This is a genomic window from Cardiobacteriaceae bacterium TAE3-ERU3 (assembly GCA_019218315.1).
Taxonomy (GTDB): domain Bacteria; phylum Pseudomonadota; class Gammaproteobacteria; order Cardiobacteriales; family Cardiobacteriaceae; genus JAHUUI01.
The window spans coordinates 534,283-555,802 of sequence record JAHUUI010000001.1 but is presented as its reverse complement, the minus strand read 5'-3'; the positions used below and the strand labels follow the sequence as shown (position 1 = coordinate 555,802).

Sequence of the window (21,520 nt, the reverse complement as noted above, 5' to 3'; positions counted from 1 at the left end):
GACACTTATAACGGGCTACTGTTATCCCCAAATTTGGATATTTGTTTTGACCGGGGCTACATCAGCTTTGACGACGAAGGTCGTATGTTGATTTCAACAGCGCTGAGTGAAGCTGATAAGCATGCATTGGGTTTGCATCATGGTATGGGGCTGACCCGTATAGAGGCATCCCATATTAAATTCTTGATCCATCACCGGGAATTTGTCTATAAAAAGTGACAAATGCGGAATATGCCCAAAGGAATAATCACGATGGCAAAAAATAAACGACACGCTATTTTGGCGGCATTATTGAGTTTGCTGTGTAGTAGTGTGTTGGCACAAGGTTTGTCGCCAGATGATACCGGTGATTATGTACTATTACACAGCAAGACCCAGAAACCCACGACAACATTTATGCGCCTGTTTCTCGAAGGTGAGCAATGGATGCTTGATGGCAAAAGAGGTGACGAGGGTTGGCAGCCGGTTTGCCGTGCGGAGGGCAACTGTCGCTTGCGTGATTCAAGCAGCGCTGATATTGCGACATTATTTGCTAAAGCACCGGACGATATGTGCAAAGAATACGACATTACCTGTATCCAGAATATTGCGCAGGCAATCTGCCGTTTGGACGGCAAAAATGGAGACGACAAAATCTATCTGATGTTTGCGCTGGTTACAGGCAAGCCCATTCCGATTGAACTACGCAAGGTACGCTAGATACAGTCTCGGCAATATTTTTTGTCGTATTCAAACACTGTGCTTTACAAGATTATCTTTATTGCCACTAAAAATATTGCAGGTGTTCTATGAGTGATTTAAGCCGTTTTCACACTGCACAGCAGCGCCACTACCCAACCGCACTGGCTGAAATCCGTGCCGGGCGTAAGCAATCGCATTGGATGTGGTTTATCTTTCCGCAGATTGCCGGATTGGGGCAATCTGCGACCAGTCGCGAGTATGCAATCCGTGATTTGGATGAAGCACGCGCGTATCTTGATGATGAGACATTGGTTACTCGGCTACGCGAAATCAGCGCTGCTGTTTTACAACATCGCGATGAATCTGCAACGGTAATTTTTGGCAGCATTGACGCGCAAAAGCTGCATGCCTGTATGACACTGTTTCAATTGGCGGGAGAAGAGACGATTTGCCAGCAAGTGCTGGACGCATTTTTTGAGGGGAAATCTCATCAACAGACGATTGAGTTACTGAACAAACTTGCTCGTTAGTTCGCCATTCAGATCCAAAAGATAAGCACAAAAAAACCGGGGCAAGCCCCGGTTTTTGGTTTGTGGTCGGTTTAGTGACCGGTGTGAATGAAGTGCATGTGGCGTTCGTACTGGTTGAGAATATCGTTGATAATCTGTCCCTGACTGTAGCCCATGATGTCGTAGTCTTGCCCGCCTTCGCGCAGGTAGACTTCGGCACGCCAATAGACGTCATCACCACGCTTTTTCTCATAAGCAGTGCCACCTTGAGCGAAGATAAAGGTTGGCTTGAGTGCTTTGCCCGGTACGACCTGGTAGACAAAGTCCATCGCCTCTTCATGCTCGGTGCGCAGTGTGATGCTGCCCTGCTCTTCGTTAAGCTCGAAGTGCGACTTAACACCATTGCTTGCCAGCTCTGCTTTAACTGCTTCCATTGCTGCAGCAATGCGGCCATGGATGAATTTATCCACTTGCTTGCGCGTTGGGTAGCTGATGATGCGAGACAAGCGCTCACGCCAGTTGATGCCTTCACCGATTGAGTGGGTGAAGTCGATACCACCAGCATCGCGCTTCTTGCCTTCGAGGCGCAGACTGCGCATCAGTGCCCACATATAGAGCAGCAGGACGAACGAGAATGGCAGACCGGAGATAACCACCACAGCTTGCAATGAGCTAAAGCCGCCGGCAAAGAGCAGGCCGAGGGTAATCAGGCCGATTGCAGCTGCCCAGAATAAGCGCAACCAGATTGGCGCGTCTTCTTCCGGCTCGAGGCCTTTGGTCGAGAGGTTAGCGAGTACCAGTGCGCCGGAGTCGGCTGAGGTAATGAAGAAGATTAACCCGACGATAACTGCAATGCTGGACCAGAAGGTCGCCCACGGATACTGATCAAGCAGGGCAAACAGTCCCATCGCCGGATCATTGACCGCGATTTCACCGATTTGCGTTGCGCCATGGGTATAAAGGTCAATTGCGCTGTTGCCGAAGATCGAGAACCACGCAAAGATGAAACCAAGCGGGATGAACAATACGCCAAAGACGAATTCACGCAATGTACGACCACGCGAAATACGCGCAATAAACATGCCGACAAATGGCGCCCATGCGATCCACCATGCCCAGAAGAAGATCGTCCAGCTCGCTTTCCAGCCATTGGAGTCTTCACCCTGATAGGCATAGAGGTCGAAGGTTTTACCGACCAAGGTTTGGAAATAGTCACCAACGTTCTGCACAAAGGCATTGAGCAGGAATACAGTTGGGCCCATAAACAGCAAGGCAACCAGCAGTAATGCTGCCATACCCATGTTGATTTCAGAGAGACGACGCACACCGCGCTCAACACCAGTCATCGCGGAGATACTTGCTACTGCAATCACGCAGACGATGATGATGGTCTGGATGATTTTGCTCGATTCCAGCCCGAAAATGTGGGTCATGCCCGCGTTGGCTTGCAAGACACCAATGCCGAGGCTGGTCGCGATACCGAAGATGGTACAGACGATACCAAACGTATCAACCGTGTGTCCCATCCAGCCAGCTGCGCGCTTAACGCCGATCAGTGGCACCAATGCGCTACGCAGCGCGAGTGGCTGACGCTGGCGGTAAGAGAAATAAGCAAGCGCCATCCCAATCAGTGCATAAATGCCCCAGCCGTGAATACCCCAGTCGAGGAATGTGGTGGTGATTGCGAGGCGTGCGGCTTCGATTTCTGCAGGGCGTGCGCCTGGGGAAACGAGGAAGTGCGTCAGCGGCTCAGATGCGCCGAAGAACAGCAGATCAATACCGATACCGGCAGCAAACAACATGGATGCCCATGTAATCAGCGGAAAATCCGGTTTGGCGTGGTCTGGGCCGAGCTTGATGTCGCCATAGCGCGACAGGCCGATAATCAGCATACAAATCAGGTATGCCGCGACCACCAGCATGTAATACCAGCCAAGTGTATCGGAAATCCAGCCAGAAAATCCCCACAGCCAGTTACCGACTTGCTCGGGGAAGAGCATGGTGAAGAGAACCGTTATGGCAGCCAATGCCGCCGCGGTGAGAAAGACGACTTTATTGAGCGACATTTTACGGCTCAAAGTTTCGTCCACATGAATATTATCCAATGGTTGAGTCTCCTTTGTGTTGTTAGAAACAAAACCACTTAACAGTGATGGCAGGATTGCCACCATTGCCAAGGAGTTTCTCTGGAGGGCAGCAAACATTTTGCTGCATCGAAGCTGCCAAGATGAGTGGGCAACATACTACGCCCACGATGCCAATGATGTGTGGCAGCGCGAGCGTATTATAGCGAGGCTATCAAAAATGTCATTTAGCCACGTGATAATAAAATTTTGTTTTTATTATCAAAATATATAAAAATTTATAATACTCAGCTGCAAGACAGCAAATCATAGAAGCCTAATCTGGCTCTATGATCGAAGATAAGTATCACGGACTTTTGTGCTATGTCCAGGGATCAAGCTCTACGCCCGAGAGTGGCTCGGACGTAGAGAATCTGCACTTATACGTTGCTGACGTTGGCGTCAGTATTGCTTTGTTCACGGCGTGCCGGTTTGTCTCCGGCGACGTAGTAATCTGCAGTCGATTTTGGTAATGGATCACGGCCACGGATCTTGTCGGCAATTTTCTCAGCCATCGCGATCACGGTTGCATTGAGGTTGCCGGTGATGATGCGTGGCATCAGCGACGCATCGACGACGCGCAGTGATTCAATGCCGTGTACACGACCCTGACCATCAACCACCGTGTCGTCGCCCTCGCCCATGCGGCAAGTACCGCAAGGATGGTAAGCCGTTTCGCCGTGGTTACGCACGAACTCGTCGAGCTCGGCATCGCTCTGGACGCCAGCGCTTGGCGAGATTTCCTTGCCTGCATATGGTGCCAATGCCGGTTGCGCGAAGATTTCGCGGGTAATGCGGATACCGGCGCGGAATTCCTGCCAATCCTGCTCGTGGCTCATGTAGTTAAACAGGATGCTTGGTGCGGTATTGGCGTCGCGGCTATTGAGCTTGACTCGCCCACGGCTCGGAGAACGCATCGAGCCCATGTGCATCTGGAAGCCATGCGCATCGACGGCATTACGACCGTCGTAGCTAACCGCAATCGGCAAACAGTGATACTGGATATTCGGCCACTCGAATTGCTCGCTGGAGCGGATAAAGCCGCCCGCCTCAAATTGGTTACTTGCGCCGATGCCTTTGCCGAAGAACAGCCATTCTGCGCCGATTTTCGGCTGATTCCACCACTTCAATGCAGGCGCGATCGAGACCGGCTTTTTGCATTCGTATTGAATGTAGAGCTCAAGGTGATCTTGCAGGTTGTTACCCACGCCCCACATATCCTGCACGATGTCGATGCCTGACTCGCGCAACCATTCGCCGGGGCCGATACCGCTGCGCTGCAAAATCTGTGGTGATTGGATTGCACCGGCGCACAAAATCACTTCACGGTCAGCATGAATACGCTCTTTGTTGCCTTTGACGAATACATCCACGCCGATTGCTTTTTTGCCGTCGAACAAAATGCGGTCAACCAGCGCGTGGGTTTTGATCGTCAGATGATCGCGGTGCTTGACGCGATCAAGGTAGCCGCGTGCAGTTGAAGAGCGGCGGCCTTTCGGGGTGACAAAGCGGTCCATCGGGCCGAAGCCTTCCTGCTGGTAGCCATTCAGGTCTTCGGTGCGTGGATAGCCAGCTTGAACACCGGCATCAATCATCGCCTGGAACAGCTCATTGTTGCCGTCTTTTGAGGTCGTCACGCTGACCGGCCCATCGCCGCCGTGGTAATCGTTGGCGCCAATATCGCGTGATTCGGACTTACGGTAATAGGGTAGGACGTCATGATACGTCCAGTCTTCAAGGCCGTCGCGCTTCGCCCAGTTGTCGAAATCAAGCGCGTTGCCACGGATGTAGCACATGCCGTTAATCAGCGATGAACCGCCAAGGCCTTTACCGCGGCCGCAGTCCATCTGGCGGTTATTCATGTTCGGCTCGGGATCGGTTTTGAACGCCCAGTTGTAGCGCGTGCCTTGCAATGGATAGGCAAGTGCCGCCGGCATTTGGGTGCGGAAATCAAAACGGTAATCAGGGCCGCCTGCTTCGAGCAGCAACACCGATACGCCTGCGTCTTCGGACAAACGCGAGGCCAAAACGTTACCGGCTGAGCCGGCACCGATAATAATGTAATCGTAACTGGTCTTCATGCTTTCCTCTTTTATTTATTGTTTATCGCCTGGACGTCTTTAACGTGCGGTATTGCTTCATATCGAGAAGCAATACCGCACTGTCGTCGGCGGAAAAGAACGGCTAAAAATTTAAAATGCTGCTTGGAATGGCACGAGCGCGACTTGAATCGACTTATTACGCGTGTAGGCAAGCAAGGTTTCCGTGCCGTTTTCGCGGCCAACACCTGATTGCTTGTAACCGCCAACCGGCATCACCGCAGGTGAGTCGCCCCACGTATTGATCCAGCAGATACCGGCTTCGATTTGATGGATGATTTTGTGTGCGCGGCTGATGTCCGGGCAAACCACACCGGCTGCAAGGCCATAAATAGTGTCATTGGCGCGCTCAATCACTTCTGCTTCACTGTCGTACGACAGAATGCTCATCACCGGACCAAAGATTTCGTCTTTGACGATTGCCATGTCGTCTGTGCAATCGCTGAATACGGTTGGTGCGACAAAAAAGCCTTTATCGCCAACGCGCTCGCCGCCAGTCAGCAAACGTGCGCCATCTGCTTTACCTTTTTCGATGTATTCGAGCGTCTTGTCGAGCTGCATCTGGCTGACCAACGGGCCGAAGTTGGTTTGCTCGTCCATTGGGTCACCGACGCGGATGCGCTTAACACGCTCAACCACAGCGTCTTCAAACGCTTTCTGCATCGACTTGGGTACGAATACGCGCGTACCGTTGGTGCAAACCTGACCGGAGCTAAAGAAGTTCGCCATCACCGCAATATCAGCCGCCATGCCGACATCCGCATCTTCGGTGATGATCAGTGGTGACTTGCCGCCGAGTTCCATGGTCACGTCTTTAAGCGAGCTTTCTGCCGCGCTGGCCATGACCTTTTTGCCAGTTGGCACGCCGCCGGTGAAGGATACTTTTTCAATGTCAGCGTGGTTACTGATCGCTGCACCGACTTTGCCGTCGCCGAGCAGGACGTTAAACACGCCATCAGGTAAACCGGCTTCCTTATAAATTTCGGCCAATTTCAATGTGGTGATTGGTGTGACTTCGCTGGGCTTGAATACAACCGCGTTACCTGCAGCCAATGCTGGAGCAGACTTCCATAATGCGATCTGGATCGGGTAGTTCCACGCGCCAATTGAGCCAACCACGCCAAGCGGTTCGCGGCGAGTATAGACGAAGCTGTCTTCTGATAAAGGAATCTGCTTGCCCTCGATCATCGGCGCAAGGCCTGCGTAGTATTCAAGCACTTCCGCACCGGTGATGATGTCTACCGCCAGCGTTTCACTCAGTGCTTTACCAGTGTTTTCGGTTTCAAGCTTCGCCAGCTCGTCGTTGCGCTCATGCAGAATAGCGACTGCACGGTTCAAAATGCGGCCACGCTCAGCGGCGCTTTTTGCCGCCCATTCTTTTTGCGCTTTCGCAGCGGAGGCAACGGCCTCATTAACTTGCGCTTCAGTGGCAAAAGTCATTTCAGTAATCACACTACCGTCGGCGGGGTTGATTACTTTGCCATCTGCCGTACCAGTAGGCACATATTGCCCATTAATCCATGAACTAATCATCGTTGTTTTCCTGAATATTATTTATAAAAAGTGCGCGTATCCTAACATATTTGGCTTGCCTCCCGCAGTAGAGGCTTGCCGCGATGAGGATATACGTCGCTCAGGACTATTAAAATCAAGATTATGATTTAGAAAAATATATTGCGACAGTGCCGAGAGAAAGAACAGCATCCTATATGCATATTTCTTAATAAATGGCTGCTTAGGATTGGCATTTTTGAACAGTGCTGCGTGTGTATGGTTAGTCTCTGGTAAAACAGCTGAAATGGCTTAAAAAGAGATAAAAAAACACCAATAGACATATACTGATAAATTACCATTTTTACTGTTTTTCTGTCATTATATGTAGGCTGAATAAAGACAGCGAAATAAGAACATATAGAGGCAGGCTGCTATGAGTAAAATCGCACTGACATTTGCCATTTTGTCGCTGGTAGCGGTATTGGGGCTGTGGTTGGGTAATATTAAGTTTCGCCGCGTCAGTATTGGCGTTGGCGGGGTGTTGTTTGGCGGTATTTTTGTCGCTCATTTTTTGCAGGAATTCAATATTGAGCTTGACCATGAAATTCTGACGTTTTTGCAGGAATTTGGGCTGATTTTGTTTGTCTATACCATCGGTATACAGGTCGGGCCGGGGTTTTTCTCATCGCTGCGCCAGTCTGGGCTCAAGCTTAATCTTTTTGCTGCGTCGATAGTATTGATCAGTACACTGCTGGTCATCGGATTTCACTATTTCTTTGATATTTCCTTACCGGAAATTCTCGGCATTTACGCAGGTGCGGTGACCAATACTCCAGCGCTTGGGGCTGGGCAGCAAATGCTCAGCGAACTCGGCGTGGCGGACAGTACAGCGACGATGGGGGCGGCGTATGCGATGGCCTATCCATTCGGTATTTTTGGCATCATCCTCTCGATGTGGCTCATTCGGGCAATTTTCCAAATCTCAATTTCTCAGCAAGCGGCGCTTTTTTCACGCAGTAACCGGCGTGATAATGCCAAGCTCACCTCAATGAATATGAAGGTGACCAATCCCAATTTGCATGGTCACCGTGTCGATGAACTGCCGATCTTTGATCACCACAACGTCGTCTGTTCGCGCTTGCGCCGTGGTGAGACGTTTATCGTACCTAAGGACAACACCGTACTTGAACTCGGTGATTTGCTACACGTCGTCGGTGATCCTGAGGACTTACGCAAGGCGATGCTGGTGGTCGGTGAGGAGGTTAACGTGTCGCTGAGTACACGCGGCACAGAATTTCGCTCTGTGCGTGTGGTGGTGACCAATGAAAAAGTACTTGGCAAGAAAATTCAGGAACTGCGGATTACGGAAAAATACGATGTGGTGATTTCGCGCCTGAACCGTACTGGTGTCGAGTTGGTACCCGGCGCGCAGACGACGCTGCAATTTGGTGACGTACTTAACCTCGTCGGTAAGGAAGATGCCATTAATGCCGTAATTGCCATTATCGGCAACGTGCAGCAAAAGCTCCAGCAGGTACAAATGCTGCCCATTTTTATCGGTATTGGCTTGGGGGTTTTGCTCGGCTCATTGCCGCTTAACGTTCCCGGCTTCCCGGTTGCGCTCAAGCTTGGGCTCGCTGGTGGGCCGCTGATTGTTGCCCTATTACTTGGGCGGATTGGCAGTATCGGCAGCCTGTATTGGTTCATGCCACCATCTGCCAACCTCGCTTTGCGTGAGCTGGGTATCGTGCTGTTCCTTGCCGTGGTCGGGCTTAAATCTGGTGGTGAGTTTGTCCATACCCTGTTGCATGGCGATGGTCTGCAATGGATGGTATATGCGATGTTTATCACCTTGTTACCATTGATGATTGTGGGGATTGTTGCGTGGCGTTATGCACACATGAACTACTTGACCATCTGCGGCCTGCTTGCAGGCTCGGCAACTGACCCTCCTGCACTTGCCTTTGCCAATGCCATGCACGAAGAAAGCGGTGCGGCGGTATTGTCGTATGTAACCGTCTATCCACTGGTGATGTTCTTGCGCATCATGAGTCCGCAGATCATCACTTTGATCCTGTGGACAAGTGGTGGATAACCCTATATCTATAAATAAAACAAGGGATAGCTGCATGGATACCAAGCCATCTGGGCCAGAGCAAAAGGTTGAACAAAAAAACGTTCAATGGGAGCGCGTTTTTTACGGACGCGAGCTGATGCAGCAAATTCTCTATACCATTGAGACCAAAAATATCCTCAAGGACAGTTACCGCTACCGCTATCTTTGCCGCGCCATGATGGCGGGCTTTATCGTTGCGGTGATTACTGTGTTTACCTTGCGTATCAAGTCTGAAATGCTGCCTGAGGTGAATCTTGGTGTCACCATGCTGGTCGCTTCTTATGGCTTTAGCTTTGCGCTGGTGATGATTATGTTCACCAACTCCGAGCTGCTGACCAGTAACTTTATGTACTTCACCGTCGGCATTTATTACCGCAAAATCACCATCGCCAAGTCGATGAAAATATGGCTGCTGTGTCTGGCCGGGAACTACCTCGGTATGCTGGTTGTATTTCTGCTCATGACCGGTGCGCACATCGTACGGCCGGAGGAAGTGCAAATGTTGGTCGATATCAGCAACGCCAAAAGCGTTGATTCCACTGCGTGGTCGATTTTCTCCAAAGGCATCTTTGCCAATTTCTTTATTAATAATGCAGTCGTCATCGCGATGCAGACGCGCGACACGATGGCGAAAACTTTCATCATGATGTTTGGCATCATGATCTTCGCCTTTATGGGCTACGAGCACGTTGTCGCCAATGGAGCATACTTTATCGCGTCGCTGCTCTACGCGCCGGAGGCTGTGAATGCACTGGCGATGTTGAAGAACGTCTTTTTCTCGTTCTGGGGTAATTACGTCGGCGGTGGCCTGATTATCGGCTTGTTCTATGCCTATCTAAACGACAACCACCACCATCCCTAGTTTTATTTCTAGCCTTACTCTTAGCCTGTAAAGACTGGTGCCCAGCCAAACTGGGCAAGCAACATCGCCACGATATTGAGCACGGCAAAGGCAATCACCAATCCGATAACCACATTACCACCCGGTACGCGCAAGCAGCCGGTGGTGCCATTTTTGCGTGTCTTATAGACCATCATGGCCGGAATAATCGCGCCCCAAATCGTCAGCGCCATACCGGCAAAGCCGATTGCCTTGACGAAACCATACGGTTGCCACAAGCAGACCAAAAGTGGCGCAATCAAGGCAATCAATGCTGTTTTCAGGCGCTCACTGGTACTGTTGCCAAAGCTGAAGAAGTCGCTAATAAATTCGAATAAACCCAGCGCCACTCCGAGGAAAGAAGTCGCGATCGCAAAGTAGGTAAATAAGCCGAGCAATTGCGTGACCAAAGCTGATTTGGCATACGGGGCGACGGCATCAATCAATGCCGATGCTTGGCCGCCGGTGGCAATCACAGGCGCAAAATCCGCACGTGGTAAATTGCCGAGTACTGCCGTCTGCCAAATGACGTATAGCACCAGCGCACTAAAACTGCCAAGGATCAGCGCCCAGGCAATTTGCTTGGTGTTGTCTTGTAAATAAATGCGCAAGGTCGGTACGTTAATGTGGTAGCCGAACGACGTCAGCGCCACCGGCAACGCCAGCCAAACGTAGCGCCATTCACCGCTGTTTTGCGTGGGTAAAAGTACGTCATGGCGAATACTCGGCAACAAACCACCTGCCGCCATAAAAAACGTCAGCAACAGACCGCCGATAATCAGCGTATTAAAACGCGCTACCCAGCGATGCGACAGCCACACCACCAACCCCAGCACGGCAAAAAACAGCAATTGCCCGATCCATAGCGGCGTATCCATAGCGGTTATTGCGCTGAGGTTACTCGCGGTCAGGTCGCCGCCAACCGCGATGTAGGCATAAACCAAAATATAGAGCACAAACGCCAGCGACAAGCTGTTCAACGCTGCCCATCCTTTGCCGAGAATCTGCTTAACCATGGTCGGGAAGTGCGCATCTCGCGCAAAGCCGTGGCTCGCTTCAAGAATCATCAAGCTGGTCGTCATCATCACCAACCACGTCGCACCAAGCACAAGCAGCGAACGCCAGAACCACAGCCCAGCAGTTGAAGTTGGAATCGCTAGCATGCCCGCACCAACAGCCGTACCGGTGACGATAAACGTACCGGCAATCATGGTACCGGCCCGCTTTGCTGTATTCATAGCGTCATCCTTTATAATTGTTAATGAAATAGCGAATATATCATTATAACTATGCTTTTGTTCTAACTTTACGTTGCTTGCAAAAAAATGCCCACGATCTATTAAAGATCATGGGCATCATCAAAGGTATAACGTTATATAAGCAGTCATGCCCGTATAACGCTCCCAAACAATACTATAGATGCTTGCAATTGGCGTAGTACGTGACGGTTGCAGGCCAGTCCGAGAACAGGCCGACAATGCCAACATCTTTCGCCAGTACGTCGAGCAATTTGAGCAGGTCGGCATCTTTTTTGGTGATGTCGTTGATGTTGGTGTAATACCAGCCACCGCCATTTGCCAATGGACCGGAGCGCTCGATGGACCATGAGATCAGCTTGAAGTCATTATTCTTGGCGGCTTTTGCGTAGTCTGAAGGCACAATTTTTCCGTCCTCATTTCTGACCAGCAGCGGCATGGCTGGTGCGAGGTAGTTCACGCCTTCTTCACGTAGCGCCGGCATTTGCTCAATTCGCGCCGCAGTGTCGAGTTCTTCGTCAAGAAAGACCGCCTGCTTGCCGAACGCCGCCTCATTGGCAATCCAGTAGCGCACATCTTCCAGATCAAATGACTGCGGGAATACCTGCTCAGGGGGAACGCCGGCTTCCTTGTAGTCACCAATCAGCTTTTGGGCATAATCTTGCTGCGTCCAGCCGTCAAACGGCATATCCACTACTGGTGCTTTCAGTTCTGGTGTCATGGCCACGCCAAGCGCTTTGAACAGTTCGATGGCCTCTTTATGCGTCATTAGCGTACCGGTTTGGCTGTAAAGATCAGTGCGCCAGTTTGGCGTTGCGTCCATGTATTCTTCGACCGTACGTGCCTCTTTGTTACCGGCATCCATTTTGCCTTTCAGGGTTTTAAACTCTGCCAGCGTAATATCGGATGTGCGGCATTCGGCTGTGGCTTCCTTGACCAGTTCACCATCGCTGCCGTATTCAGCCGGCTGGAATGGTGTGCTGCACTTTTCTGCCAGTGGTGTGGCGAGAATATTGGTTGTGGTGTGCAGGTCATTTTGTGCATGACGGCAAACCAGCTCTTTATCCTTGGTAAATGCCACATCACACTCGATGATGCCCGCACCCATACGTGCTGCGGCAAGGTAGGATTCGCGCGTGTGCTCGGGAAATTGTAACGGAGCGCCGCGATGGGCAATCGAGAACATACTGCGCTCAGGCGTTTGTCCGCTGCATGCCATCAATTCATTTTTTAATTTCCCGTCCTGTAAATCATCAATCAGATAAAACGGCCGCGGGCCATAAGTATAGGCTTTGATTGGGGCATAATCTGCCGCATAGGCTGCACTAGCCAAGCCCGCCAACATTAATACAACATGTTTTTTCATCTTTTGCTCCGGTTTATGGGGACAATCACAAGATCACAGGTATCAACAGCAGGCAAAGCATGGCGTAACCAAATTATGAGCATGCTGCTTTTATTCGTAATGTAATCGCGATCTGTTGCAGAAATATATCCGCTTTACGCTATATTGCGGAAACACTACGTAGCTATCATGAGTACTTTTTAATATGAGTTGATCATGACACCGGACTTCTTGCTCGCCCAAATCAGCGATTTACACTTAACCGTGCCTGAGAAACTGGCGTACGGGCGCATTGATACGCGGGCGCCGTGGTATGCGGCGCTGCAAAGCGTGCGCAATCACACGCCGAGCATTGATGCACTGCTGATTTCAGGTGATTTGGTGCAGCGCGGTAATGAGGCGGTTTATGCCGAACTCGGCGGGATGCTCGATGCGCTGGATTTGCCAGTGTACGTCATTACTGGCAACCACGACCGGCGCGAATTGCTGCGTCAGGCGTTGCCCTCACATACTTACCTGCCCGCTGATGGCAAGCTTGATTGGTGCGTCAATGATTATCCATTGGCGATCATTGGGCTAGATGCACTGCGCGAAGGCGAAGGTGCGGGCTATCTTGATCCAGCCCAGCTCGACTGGCTTGAGCAACAGCTACAACAACTCACCGGAAAGCCAACCGTCATAGCCGTACACCAGCCGCCTATCGAAATCGGTATCGACCACATGGACAGCGCTGCACTACGCGGCGGATTGGCGCAATTTGAGGCGATCGTCAGCCGTCACGCGCACGTCAAGCGCGTGCTGTGTGGGCATGTGCATCGCTACTGCGTGGCACAGTGGGCCAATACACTGGTGATGACCGCGCCGGGCTGCGCGCATCAAGTCGATTTGAATTTCAGTGCTGATGCACCGCCACACTACCGCCTTGAGCCACCGGGCGTACTGCTGCACGCCTGCTTTGGCTCGGAAATCGTAACTCATTATCGCCCGCTGAATCTCAGCGTCGAGCGACAGCCATTTTATTGATAGCTAACCACCTCTAAACTTTATACAGTTTGCAGGTATTAAAACCAATTTAAGTATTGTTATAACCACTATCAAATCTATCAATAGATTGGTGGTAAAACACCATACCCCAACCAGGCGGGCAACATATACCTGGAAGTTATTATGCTCAGGGACAAATAATTAATTGAGCAAACGCAAATATTGCTGTGCTTTACCCAAGCATTGTATGACATACCAATTGACAGATATTAGAAAGTCTAAACTCTCATTAGAAACGAAGTATTCCATTCCATAGCATTCTTGCATTACGTCGTATAGTAGTGACAAGTCATCGATTACATAAACACTATTTTTATTATAAAGATCTTGCTCAAAAAATATATAACCCTTGGTTTTTGGCAAAACTTTTGAAAAATTCAAATCGTAAATTTCAGCATCAATAGACATCGAATCTTTACCAATGCTCAAATGTCCTCTTATTTTCTCGGGATTAAATTTAGAAAAAACTTCATCAATATATCTCTTTGCATCATCACCTATAATGCAAGATGCATTTATTTTTAATTTTTCACTGGCTGCCGTTAACTCTTTTAAATGTCTCATTTTTAATTTTGGTATTCTGGATAGCTACCAATCTTATCATTTATTTTTATGAGGTTACTTCACTCTATCACTTCATATCGCTTTATGCTGTCTTGCGACATTTACAATCAATCAGCTATAACTTATTGGCTCAGCGTCCAAACTTTATCAATACGAAATGGCACCACATCGCCGCGGGTTCTTGCCTGTTGGTCGTAGGCGAGCAAGGTATCGCCGTTGTCGAGGTCAAGTTCTACTGCGTAGCGTTCACCGCGATAAACGCAAGAGATAACTTTGCCCATCATGCTGCCTTCGCCGAGGGTGACGTGGGTCGGGCGGACGTGCGCCAGCGTTGATGCTTGTGCTGGCTGGCTCAGCATCAAGCCATTCGGGTCGTTACTTTCAATATGCTGCCCGGCGCTGGTGGCGGGAATATGGATGACCTTGCCTTCACCAATAAACTGCGCGACCCACGCGTTGGCCGGTTCGCGGTAAAGCGCTTCGGGGCGCGCGCATTGCTGCACGCTGCCCTGATGCAAGACAGCAATGCGGTCAGCCAGTGCCATCGCTTCCTGCTGATCGTGGGTGACATAGACGAACGTCACCCCGCTTTCCTGATGGATGCGGCGGAAGGCTTCCTCCATGCTCGCGCGCAAGTGTTTGTCGAGGTTGGCCAACGGTTCGTCGAGCAGGATGACGTGCGGTTCTGCCACCAGACAGCGTGCGAGTGCCACACGCTGCTGCTGACCGCCGGACAGGTCTTTTGGCTGACGATCACCGAGCCCTTCGAGCCCGGTTTGTGCCAATGCTTGCACGACTTTTGCCTCACGCTCTGCGCGGTTCAAGCCGCGTATTTTCAGCGGATAGGCGATATTTTCCGCCACGCTCATGTGCGGCCACAGGGCATATGCCTGAAACACCATGCCCATTTGCCGCGCTTCAGGCGGGGTAAAGCGGTTATTTGCCGGATCGCTGATAACCTCGCCATCCATGTGGATTTGCCCGCCATCAGGCACTTCAAATCCGGCGAGTAGGCGTAGAAGCGTGGTTTTGCCGCAACCGGATGGTCCGATCAGGGCGAGGAACTCGCCATCGGCAATTTCCAGCGAGACGTTATCAACCGCTTTGCTGTCGCCATAAATCTTGCTCAAGTTGGTGACGGTCAATCCTGCCATAATTATTTCTCCTCACTGGTTTGCCACGGAATCACGCCGGCCGGCAGCCAGCGCGACAGCAGTGATAACAGCAGCATCAGCGCAATGACCATCGCCACGACCACGACCGATACCGCCGCAGCCAAAACGCTGTTGCCGCTTTCATCAAGGTTAAAGATCATCACGCCGATGGTTTCGTTGCCAACGCTCCACAGCAGCGCCGAGACAGTCAGCTCATTGACCGCAATCAGGAACACCAGTAATCCGCCCGCGCATACCGATGGCGCAATCAATGGCAACACCACATCGCGCAAGCGTTGCCAGCGGTTTGCGCCGGCCAGCCGCGCTGCGCGCTCAAGAGTCGGGTCGAGCTGCTCGACGGCGCTGAGCACCGGCTTGAGTGCTACGGCGAGAAAGCGCATCACATACGCAATAAGGATGATGCTCAAGGTGCCGTAAAGACTGATGTTGATGAGTGGCAATGGACGCACGAATAACAAAATGCAGGCGATGGCGAGTACGATGCCGGGCAGTGCATAAGGCAGATCGACCACAGCGGTGAATACGTTGCGTTGCAAGCCGCGCCAGTTACGCAGGCACAGAGCAATCGGCACCGACAGCAGCATCAGAATGACCGCAGCAGCGGTTGCCAGAAACAGGCTGTTGCCAAAAGCGCGTATGGTCGCGCCTTGGCGGGTGAACATTTCCAGATAGGCTGTGAAACTCAGGGTCTGTGCATTGAGCGGCATGCCCAACGCCTTGACCAGCGAACTGACCACCAATGCGGTTAGTGGCACGAGCAAAATCAAAGTCAGCAACAGCGCCAAGCCCAGCATCACCGGCCAGTGCCAACGCCCCAGCTTCAGCGAATGACTGCGCCCGCTGTGGCCGAGCAGCTGATAGCTACTGCGGTTCAGCCAGTATTGTTGCAATGCCACACCGAGCAGTGCAATCACACCAATCAGCATCGACAGCGACGCGACTTGCGCCAGAACCGTTGTGCCGTATCCAGCCATTTTCTGATAAATCAAGGTCGGTAAGACGTAATAGGAAACCGGAATACCAAGCATGGCAGGAATGCCGAAATTGCCCAGCGCGGAAACGAATGCCAGTGCCGCACCGGTAATCAGTGCCGCACGGCTGAGCGGGAAAATTGTCTCCAGCCATACCCGCCGTGGTGACGCATCGGAAATGCGCGCGGCTTCGATTTGTGCGTGTGGTAAATGCACCAGCGTACTGCGTAGCGCCATGAACACCAGTGGCGCATGTTGAATGCCCATCAGTAAAGCAATGCCGCCGGCGCTGTAAAGCGGCTGTGGACTACCCAAAGGCGGTGCGATACCGATCGTATTGAGCAACGGGCTGGCCGGGCCGAACAGTTGTAGCCAAGCCAATGCCGTCACTTGCGGCGGAATCATCATCGGCAGCATCAGCCCAAATACCCATAGCGCTTTGGCACGAATATCGGTCAGGACGACGATATACGCCACCGCGCTACCCAAAACCAGCGAAATCAAGGTTGCCAAGGCTGAGGTATAAAGGCTGTGCCAAGTGGCGCGCCAGGTCGCGCCGTCCTGCAAGACATTTTGCAGCACCGGAAATTGCTTGATCACTGTCCATAGCAGCATCAAGGTTGGCGATAACGTCAGGGTGAGAACGGCCAACCACAGCAGCAATACAGGCAGCCGTGATGTTGATGGTGACCACCGGCGGCGTGTACCAGACTCCAGGGCTATGCTATTGATCATATTGATGCGTTCCAAAAAATAGGCGCGGCCATGCCCATGACATGCCGCGCCTATATTGATCTTGACTATTGTGTGGAGAAAATTTCGCCAAAGCGCTGCTTGTCGGCTTCGCTGTTTTCCAGTGCCGCTGCTGCGTCGAATGGCATCAGCTTGATCTGGTCACGTGCCGGGAAGCCTTCGGGTACGCCGAGGTCTTCACGTGCGGGCAAATAACCTTGCGATAACACCAGTGCTTGCCCGTCTTGTGACAAGAGGAAGTCGACAAACTTCTCAGCCGCTCCACGGTGCTTGGCGTCTTTCATGATCGCAACCGGTTCAGTCACGGCTGTACCGCCTTCTTGCGGGAAAACGAAGGTAATTGGCGCGCCCTTTTGCGCTTCACGAATCGCGAGATAATCAACGATCACGCCGTAGGCTTTGCTACCGGCGCTGACGTCCTTGAGTACCCCACCATTGCCGCCTTGTGCCGCTGCGTGGTTATCGGCCAACGCTTGGTAGTAGTCCCAGCCCAATTTAGGGTTGCTGGTCAGAGTTGATAGGGTAATCAACGCTGCACCGGAGTAGAGAGGCGATGGCATCGCAATCAGGTTGTCGTACTCAGGCTTGGTCAAATCTTGCCAAGCGGCTGGCTGCTCGGCCGCACGGTTGTTGTACACCAGGCCGGTAGTGATCAACTTGGTACCGTAGTAATAGCCTTCAGCATCGTAAAGCGATTCGTCATAAGCTTCTGCTTCGGCGCTTTGATAAGGTGCCAAGCGGTCGTCTTGCTTCAATGCTTCCATTGTGACCGCATCGGCAATCAGCAGGACGTCTGGATTAACTACGCCACTTTGCAGCTCGGCTTGCAACTTCGCCATCAGCTTAGTAGTGCCATCACGTACCCATTCAACTTCAATATCTGGATGTGCTTTGTTAAACGCATCGACTGTTTGCTGGGCGTCCTCATTTGGCTGGCTGGTATAAAGCACCAAATCTGCTGCCCATACTGTATTGGCGCACACCGCCGCAATCACACAAGATAAAAAGCGCATAAGATCCTCTGACCTGTTACTTCAAAAGAGCGTCACTCTAGTCCAGCTCTGTTTCAGGAATATGTCGATCGGCGTCATGGTGTATTACATAACAGAATAGGATGGCGGGTTGGGCGCGTGGCTATAATAATGCGGCATCAGGATAACCTGTTGTTTATGATAAACAATATTATTTACATTCATGAGGTCACATGTCAGCAGATACCCGTAATAAACTGTCCTTGATAACCGTCGTCCTGCATTGGGTCGTCGCCATCGGCATCATCGCCATGATGTGCGTCGGCGCGTACATGAGCAGAGAAACCGCTTATCTTTACCCTATTCACAAATCCATCGGCATTATTCTTTTTGCCATCATTTTGGTGCGTGTCATCTGGCGTGCCATACAAGGCATACCGCCGCATGTTAATGAGTACAAAAAGTGGGAAATGACTCTTTCCAAAGTAATCTTTTGGGTACTGATTATCGGCACATTGTTGTTCCCGATTAGCGGTATGCTGATGTCTTACTTCGGCGGACGTAGATTAGATCTATTCGACCTGCAAATCATTGCCGCCAATATTGGCGCAGATGGCAAGCCTGCACCAATCAATGCACAATTTGCCGGTATTGCGAACAATATTCACGGCGCACTTCTGCCGGTGATGGTTGTGGCAATAGCGCTGCACATTGCAGGCGCGTACAAGCACCACTTTGTCGATAAAGACGGCACCATGCGCCGTATTATGGGCAAATACGTTTCCTGATGACGGCACAAGCCCTGTGGCCAAACCACGGGGCTTTTTTCTATATAGCTCATCACCTTTAACGTTCATCCCGCGTTGTACTGTCTGCGCCGGTACGCCTTGTATGAAATTTAAAATCAATCAGCTATAGCATCGCATCAAAAAAATACCCAATAGCAGAAGTTGCGAGCATCGCCAACACGCCCCACGTGACGATACGCCGCACAGCAGGTATGGCTGGTGCGCCGCCCAAACGTGCGGACACAAAGCCAAGTATAGCGAGGCCAATTACGGTTAATATCGCCAAAGACCACACCATGCCCTGCAACGGCAACAGCACGATAGCCAAAATGGGCAAAATTGCACCCGCAATAAAAGCACATGCCGAGGCAAATGCTGCTTGTAACGGCTTGGCTTCACTGACTTCGGTAAGCCCAATTTCATCGCGGGCATGTGTGCCTAATGCGTCGTGCTCGGTCAATGCCACCGCGACTTGCCGCGCCAAATCGTGATCCAACCCGCGCAGCTCGTAAATTGTGGTCAGCTCGATCAGTTCTTGCTCTGCATTGTGGGTCAGCTCGTGTACTTCTTTTGTGAGGTCGGCTTTTTCCGTATCGGCTTGCGATGATACGGATATATATTCCCCTGCTGCCATCGATAGTGCCCCCGCAGTCAATGCAGCCAGGCCGGTGAGTAGCAGCGTCTGGCTATCGGTTGCCGCCGAAGCAACGCCGACCAACAGGCTAGAGGTTGAAATCAGGCCATCATTCGCGCCGAGTACTGCCGCGCGCAGCCAATTATTGCGATTGCTGAAATGCGGTTCGCTGTGAATAGAGAAAGTCATGAATACCCCTCGCACGAACAAAGTGAAATCGTATTGTATCTAACTGGAATAACGGATGTTTTATGCAAAACTATTGCGCTTATTATTTATGGCTTTGGCTAAATCCTCAACCTGAGAAGACGGAGGTATCAAAGCAACATCAATTGCTGCTTTAATTTTCTCAGATGTCATCTGGCTATTTCCCAAACCAGCGCATGGTACATTTGCGCAGTGATTGTTTTTGTTTATCTAAGGGTATGTCTAGTATATTTTACTCTGCAAAATCATCCATACACGACTGAACTTCATAAATAAATTTTGTTTTAACTTCCATGTTTTCATCAAGCGTTAAGACAAATTTACGCCAATCACCCCCTGCATGTGCTTGTATTTCAGCATGCAGTTTTTCACAATTTCTTGTTATTTCATCGTAATCCATGTTTTGTGATAACGCTTCCAGACCATTTCTTATGAAGTAAACACCATACTGTGACCATTCTTCATCCGGATTAAATTTGTATTCAAATCTAAACGAGTCGTACTCGGCTTCACTTTGACGGTGAATTTCATGAACTATGTCGTTCAGGATCTTGACTTGTTGCTCTATCATTAACTTAATTCGCCTTTAAAATTCATGCATCATTCTTATTGCACCGTCTGCGCCAATGTAGGCTCTCACACCTTGTTATAAATTTTAAAATTGCCCAGTTGTATAGTCAGCTGAGCGAGTAACACATCAGGTAGTGTGGCGTGAGCAAGTAGTTAATCGGTGTTTCCTAAGAGATGGTAAGCGTCCAAGCAGGAAGTTGGCAACTGTTTTCATTAATATATCCGCTCATATCTCAATGGATTAAGTAAATGGATTCAGTTACCCAAGCGGTGCTTGGTGCGACGATTCAGGGTGCAGGGCTGGGCAAGTATCAGGGACGAAAAGCCTATTTATATGGTGCAGCGCTGGCGACTCTGCCTGATTTGGACGTGCTCATCCGCTACGACAACCCGATCACCGCAATGACCACGCACCGTGGATTTTCTCATTCGGTTTTTGTCATCACCGCTTTTGCAGCACTCCTCGCGTGGCTGATTTGCAAGTACAAACCCAAGCCAGAGCGCGGTTATTCTGGCAGGCGGCTGTTTATCGTATTGTGGCTGGTGCTGATTACCCATCCGATTCTCGACAGCTTCACCGTGTACGGGACGCAGCTATTTTGGCCGTTTGATTGGGTGCCGGAAAGCTGGGCGACCATTTTCATTGTTGACCCCGTCTATACCGTGCCGATGCTGCTCGCTACTGTTGCCGGGCTGTTGTTTGGTTATCGCCGCTGGACGCATGTGTTATCGGTAGCGGCATTGGCGTTTTCTTGCGCCTATCTCGCGTTCAGCGTGGTCGCAAAAAACATCGCTGAGAGCAATGCCCGCGATGCAATGGCACATGCAGGCATTAACATCACACGTATGAAATCGATGCCGATGCCGATCAATACCGTGCTGTGGCAGGTGCTTGTCGATGATGACGCGGGTAATCGCTATGAGGTCATGACTGGCTTGCTTGATGATCGCCCGGCTGAATATCGCAAGATGCCGCATCATCCCGAATTGCTGGCGATGATGGCTGACGATCCTGATGTGCAGCGCCTCAAGTGGTTTACCGATAACTGGATTGATGTGGTCGAAGAAGATGGCCGCTTAATCGTCCAGGATGAACGCATGGATACCAACGGCAAGTCCTACTTCCGCTTTGCCCTTGCTGAGCGCGACGGAGATGGCGAGTGGCAACGCATTCCGACTGAAATGCTGCCAAAAGTAATGGGCGGCGGCGATTACGGTATGCGCTTTGAGCAGCTTTGGCAGCGCATTAGTACGGGAACGCCTTTCCCTTACGCAGAGTGGCAGCAAGCCACAGCGCAATAGTGCGCCACTTTGGATATGTTCGTATATGATAGGCAACT

19 protein-coding genes are annotated in these 21,520 nt (G+C 51.0%); 8 read left to right on the top strand and 11 right to left on the bottom strand.

Annotated features, from left to right (window positions below):
• Nucleotides 1-33: 33 nt before the first annotated feature.
• The 3 genes from KRX19_02505 to KRX19_02495 all read left to right on the top strand — a co-directional run bounded on the left by KRX19_02505 (nt 34) and on the right by KRX19_02495 (nt 1,211).
• Nucleotides 34-219 carry a hypothetical protein gene (locus tag KRX19_02505; protein ID MBV7433885.1) on the top strand — a complete coding sequence of 62 codons (186 nt, stop codon included), beginning with the start codon at nt 34-36 and terminating at the stop codon, nt 217-219.
• Between the two features lie 33 nt (nt 220-252).
• Nucleotides 253-699 (top strand): hypothetical protein, encoded by a 447-nt coding sequence (locus KRX19_02500; GenBank protein ID MBV7433884.1) that lies wholly within the window; start codon nt 253-255, stop codon nt 697-699.
• Nucleotides 700-788: 89 nt separating this feature from the next.
• The gene (locus tag KRX19_02495; protein ID MBV7433883.1) at nt 789-1,211 is read left to right on the top strand and encodes a DUF1810 domain-containing protein; all 423 of its coding nucleotides are present in this window, start codon (nt 789-791) and stop codon (nt 1,209-1,211) included.
• Nucleotides 1,212-1,282: 71 nt separating this feature from the next.
• Here the strand turns inward: KRX19_02495 and betT are convergent, their stop codons facing one another.
• The 3 genes from betT to betB all read right to left on the bottom strand — a co-directional run bounded on the left by betT (nt 1,283) and on the right by betB (nt 6,945).
• On the bottom strand, nt 1,283-3,295 hold the full coding sequence (betT, locus tag KRX19_02490) for a choline BCCT transporter BetT (protein MBV7433882.1): 2,013 nt from the start codon (nt 3,293-3,295) through the stop codon (nt 1,283-1,285).
• 398 nt (nt 3,296-3,693) lie between these two features.
• Nucleotides 3,694-5,394, bottom strand: coding sequence for a choline dehydrogenase (betA, locus tag KRX19_02485; GenBank protein MBV7433881.1), 1,701 nt, complete (start codon nt 5,392-5,394; stop codon nt 3,694-3,696).
• A gap of 111 nt (nt 5,395-5,505) precedes the next feature.
• A complete protein-coding gene (betB, locus tag KRX19_02480) occupies nt 5,506-6,945 on the bottom strand; it encodes a betaine-aldehyde dehydrogenase (protein MBV7433880.1) in 1,440 nt (479 codons plus the stop codon).
• 394 nt (nt 6,946-7,339) lie between these two features.
• Between betB and KRX19_02475 the strand changes: the two genes are divergently transcribed.
• Both KRX19_02475 and KRX19_02470 read left to right on the top strand, forming a co-directional pair.
• Nucleotides 7,340-9,001, top strand: a complete 1,662-nt coding sequence (locus KRX19_02475) for a putative transporter (protein ID MBV7433879.1) — start codon at nt 7,340-7,342, stop codon at nt 8,999-9,001.
• A gap of 34 nt (nt 9,002-9,035) precedes the next feature.
• Nucleotides 9,036-9,884 carry a formate/nitrite transporter family protein gene (locus KRX19_02470; protein ID MBV7433878.1) on the top strand — a complete coding sequence of 283 codons (849 nt, stop codon included), beginning with the start codon at nt 9,036-9,038 and terminating at the stop codon, nt 9,882-9,884.
• 20 nt (nt 9,885-9,904) lie between these two features.
• Here KRX19_02470 and KRX19_02465 read toward each other — a convergent pair whose 3' ends face one another.
• Both KRX19_02465 and KRX19_02460 read right to left on the bottom strand, forming a co-directional pair.
• Complete coding sequence (locus KRX19_02465; protein MBV7433877.1) at nt 9,905-11,140, bottom strand: aromatic amino acid transporter; 1,236 nt, start codon at nt 11,138-11,140, stop codon at nt 9,905-9,907.
• Between the two features lie 175 nt (nt 11,141-11,315).
• Nucleotides 11,316-12,524: a glycerophosphodiester phosphodiesterase gene (locus KRX19_02460; protein ID MBV7433876.1), complete on the bottom strand. Its 1,209-nt coding sequence runs from the start codon at nt 12,522-12,524 to the stop codon at nt 11,316-11,318.
• Between the two features lie 195 nt (nt 12,525-12,719).
• On the opposite strand from KRX19_02460, the gene KRX19_02455 reads away from it, so the two are divergent.
• On the top strand, nt 12,720-13,526 hold the full coding sequence (locus KRX19_02455) for a phosphodiesterase (GenBank protein MBV7433875.1): 807 nt from the start codon (nt 12,720-12,722) through the stop codon (nt 13,524-13,526).
• Nucleotides 13,527-13,688: 162 nt separating this feature from the next.
• Here KRX19_02455 and KRX19_02450 read toward each other — a convergent pair whose 3' ends face one another.
• From KRX19_02450 to KRX19_02435, 4 genes are all read right to left on the bottom strand, one after another.
• Complete coding sequence (locus KRX19_02450; GenBank protein ID MBV7433874.1) at nt 13,689-14,111, bottom strand: hypothetical protein; 423 nt, start codon at nt 14,109-14,111, stop codon at nt 13,689-13,691.
• A 122-nt stretch (nt 14,112-14,233) separates the two neighbouring features.
• Complete coding sequence (locus KRX19_02445) at nt 14,234-15,265, bottom strand: ABC transporter ATP-binding protein (protein MBV7433873.1); 1,032 nt, start codon at nt 15,263-15,265, stop codon at nt 14,234-14,236.
• A 2-nt stretch (nt 15,266-15,267) separates the two neighbouring features.
• Nucleotides 15,268-16,992, bottom strand: a complete 1,725-nt coding sequence (locus tag KRX19_02440; GenBank protein ID MBV7433872.1) for an iron ABC transporter permease — start codon at nt 16,990-16,992, stop codon at nt 15,268-15,270.
• 65 nt (nt 16,993-17,057) lie between these two features.
• Nucleotides 17,058-18,023 carry an ABC transporter substrate-binding protein gene (locus KRX19_02435; GenBank protein MBV7433871.1) on the bottom strand — a complete coding sequence of 322 codons (966 nt, stop codon included), beginning with the start codon at nt 18,021-18,023 and terminating at the stop codon, nt 17,058-17,060.
• A 191-nt stretch (nt 18,024-18,214) separates the two neighbouring features.
• Between KRX19_02435 and KRX19_02430 the strand changes: the two genes are divergently transcribed.
• The gene (locus tag KRX19_02430; GenBank protein ID MBV7433870.1) at nt 18,215-18,769 is read left to right on the top strand and encodes a cytochrome b; all 555 of its coding nucleotides are present in this window, start codon (nt 18,215-18,217) and stop codon (nt 18,767-18,769) included.
• A gap of 124 nt (nt 18,770-18,893) precedes the next feature.
• Here KRX19_02430 and KRX19_02425 read toward each other — a convergent pair whose 3' ends face one another.
• Together KRX19_02425 and KRX19_02420 are read right to left on the bottom strand one after the other, a co-directional pair.
• Nucleotides 18,894-19,592 (bottom strand): VIT family protein, encoded by a 699-nt coding sequence (locus tag KRX19_02425; protein ID MBV7433869.1) that lies wholly within the window; start codon nt 19,590-19,592, stop codon nt 18,894-18,896.
• A gap of 250 nt (nt 19,593-19,842) precedes the next feature.
• Nucleotides 19,843-20,181, bottom strand: a complete 339-nt coding sequence (locus tag KRX19_02420) for a hypothetical protein (protein MBV7433868.1) — start codon at nt 20,179-20,181, stop codon at nt 19,843-19,845.
• A gap of 248 nt (nt 20,182-20,429) precedes the next feature.
• On the opposite strand from KRX19_02420, the gene KRX19_02415 reads away from it, so the two are divergent.
• Complete coding sequence (locus tag KRX19_02415) at nt 20,430-21,482, top strand: metal-dependent hydrolase (GenBank protein ID MBV7433867.1); 1,053 nt, start codon at nt 20,430-20,432, stop codon at nt 21,480-21,482.
• Nucleotides 21,483-21,520 lie beyond the last annotated feature (38 nt).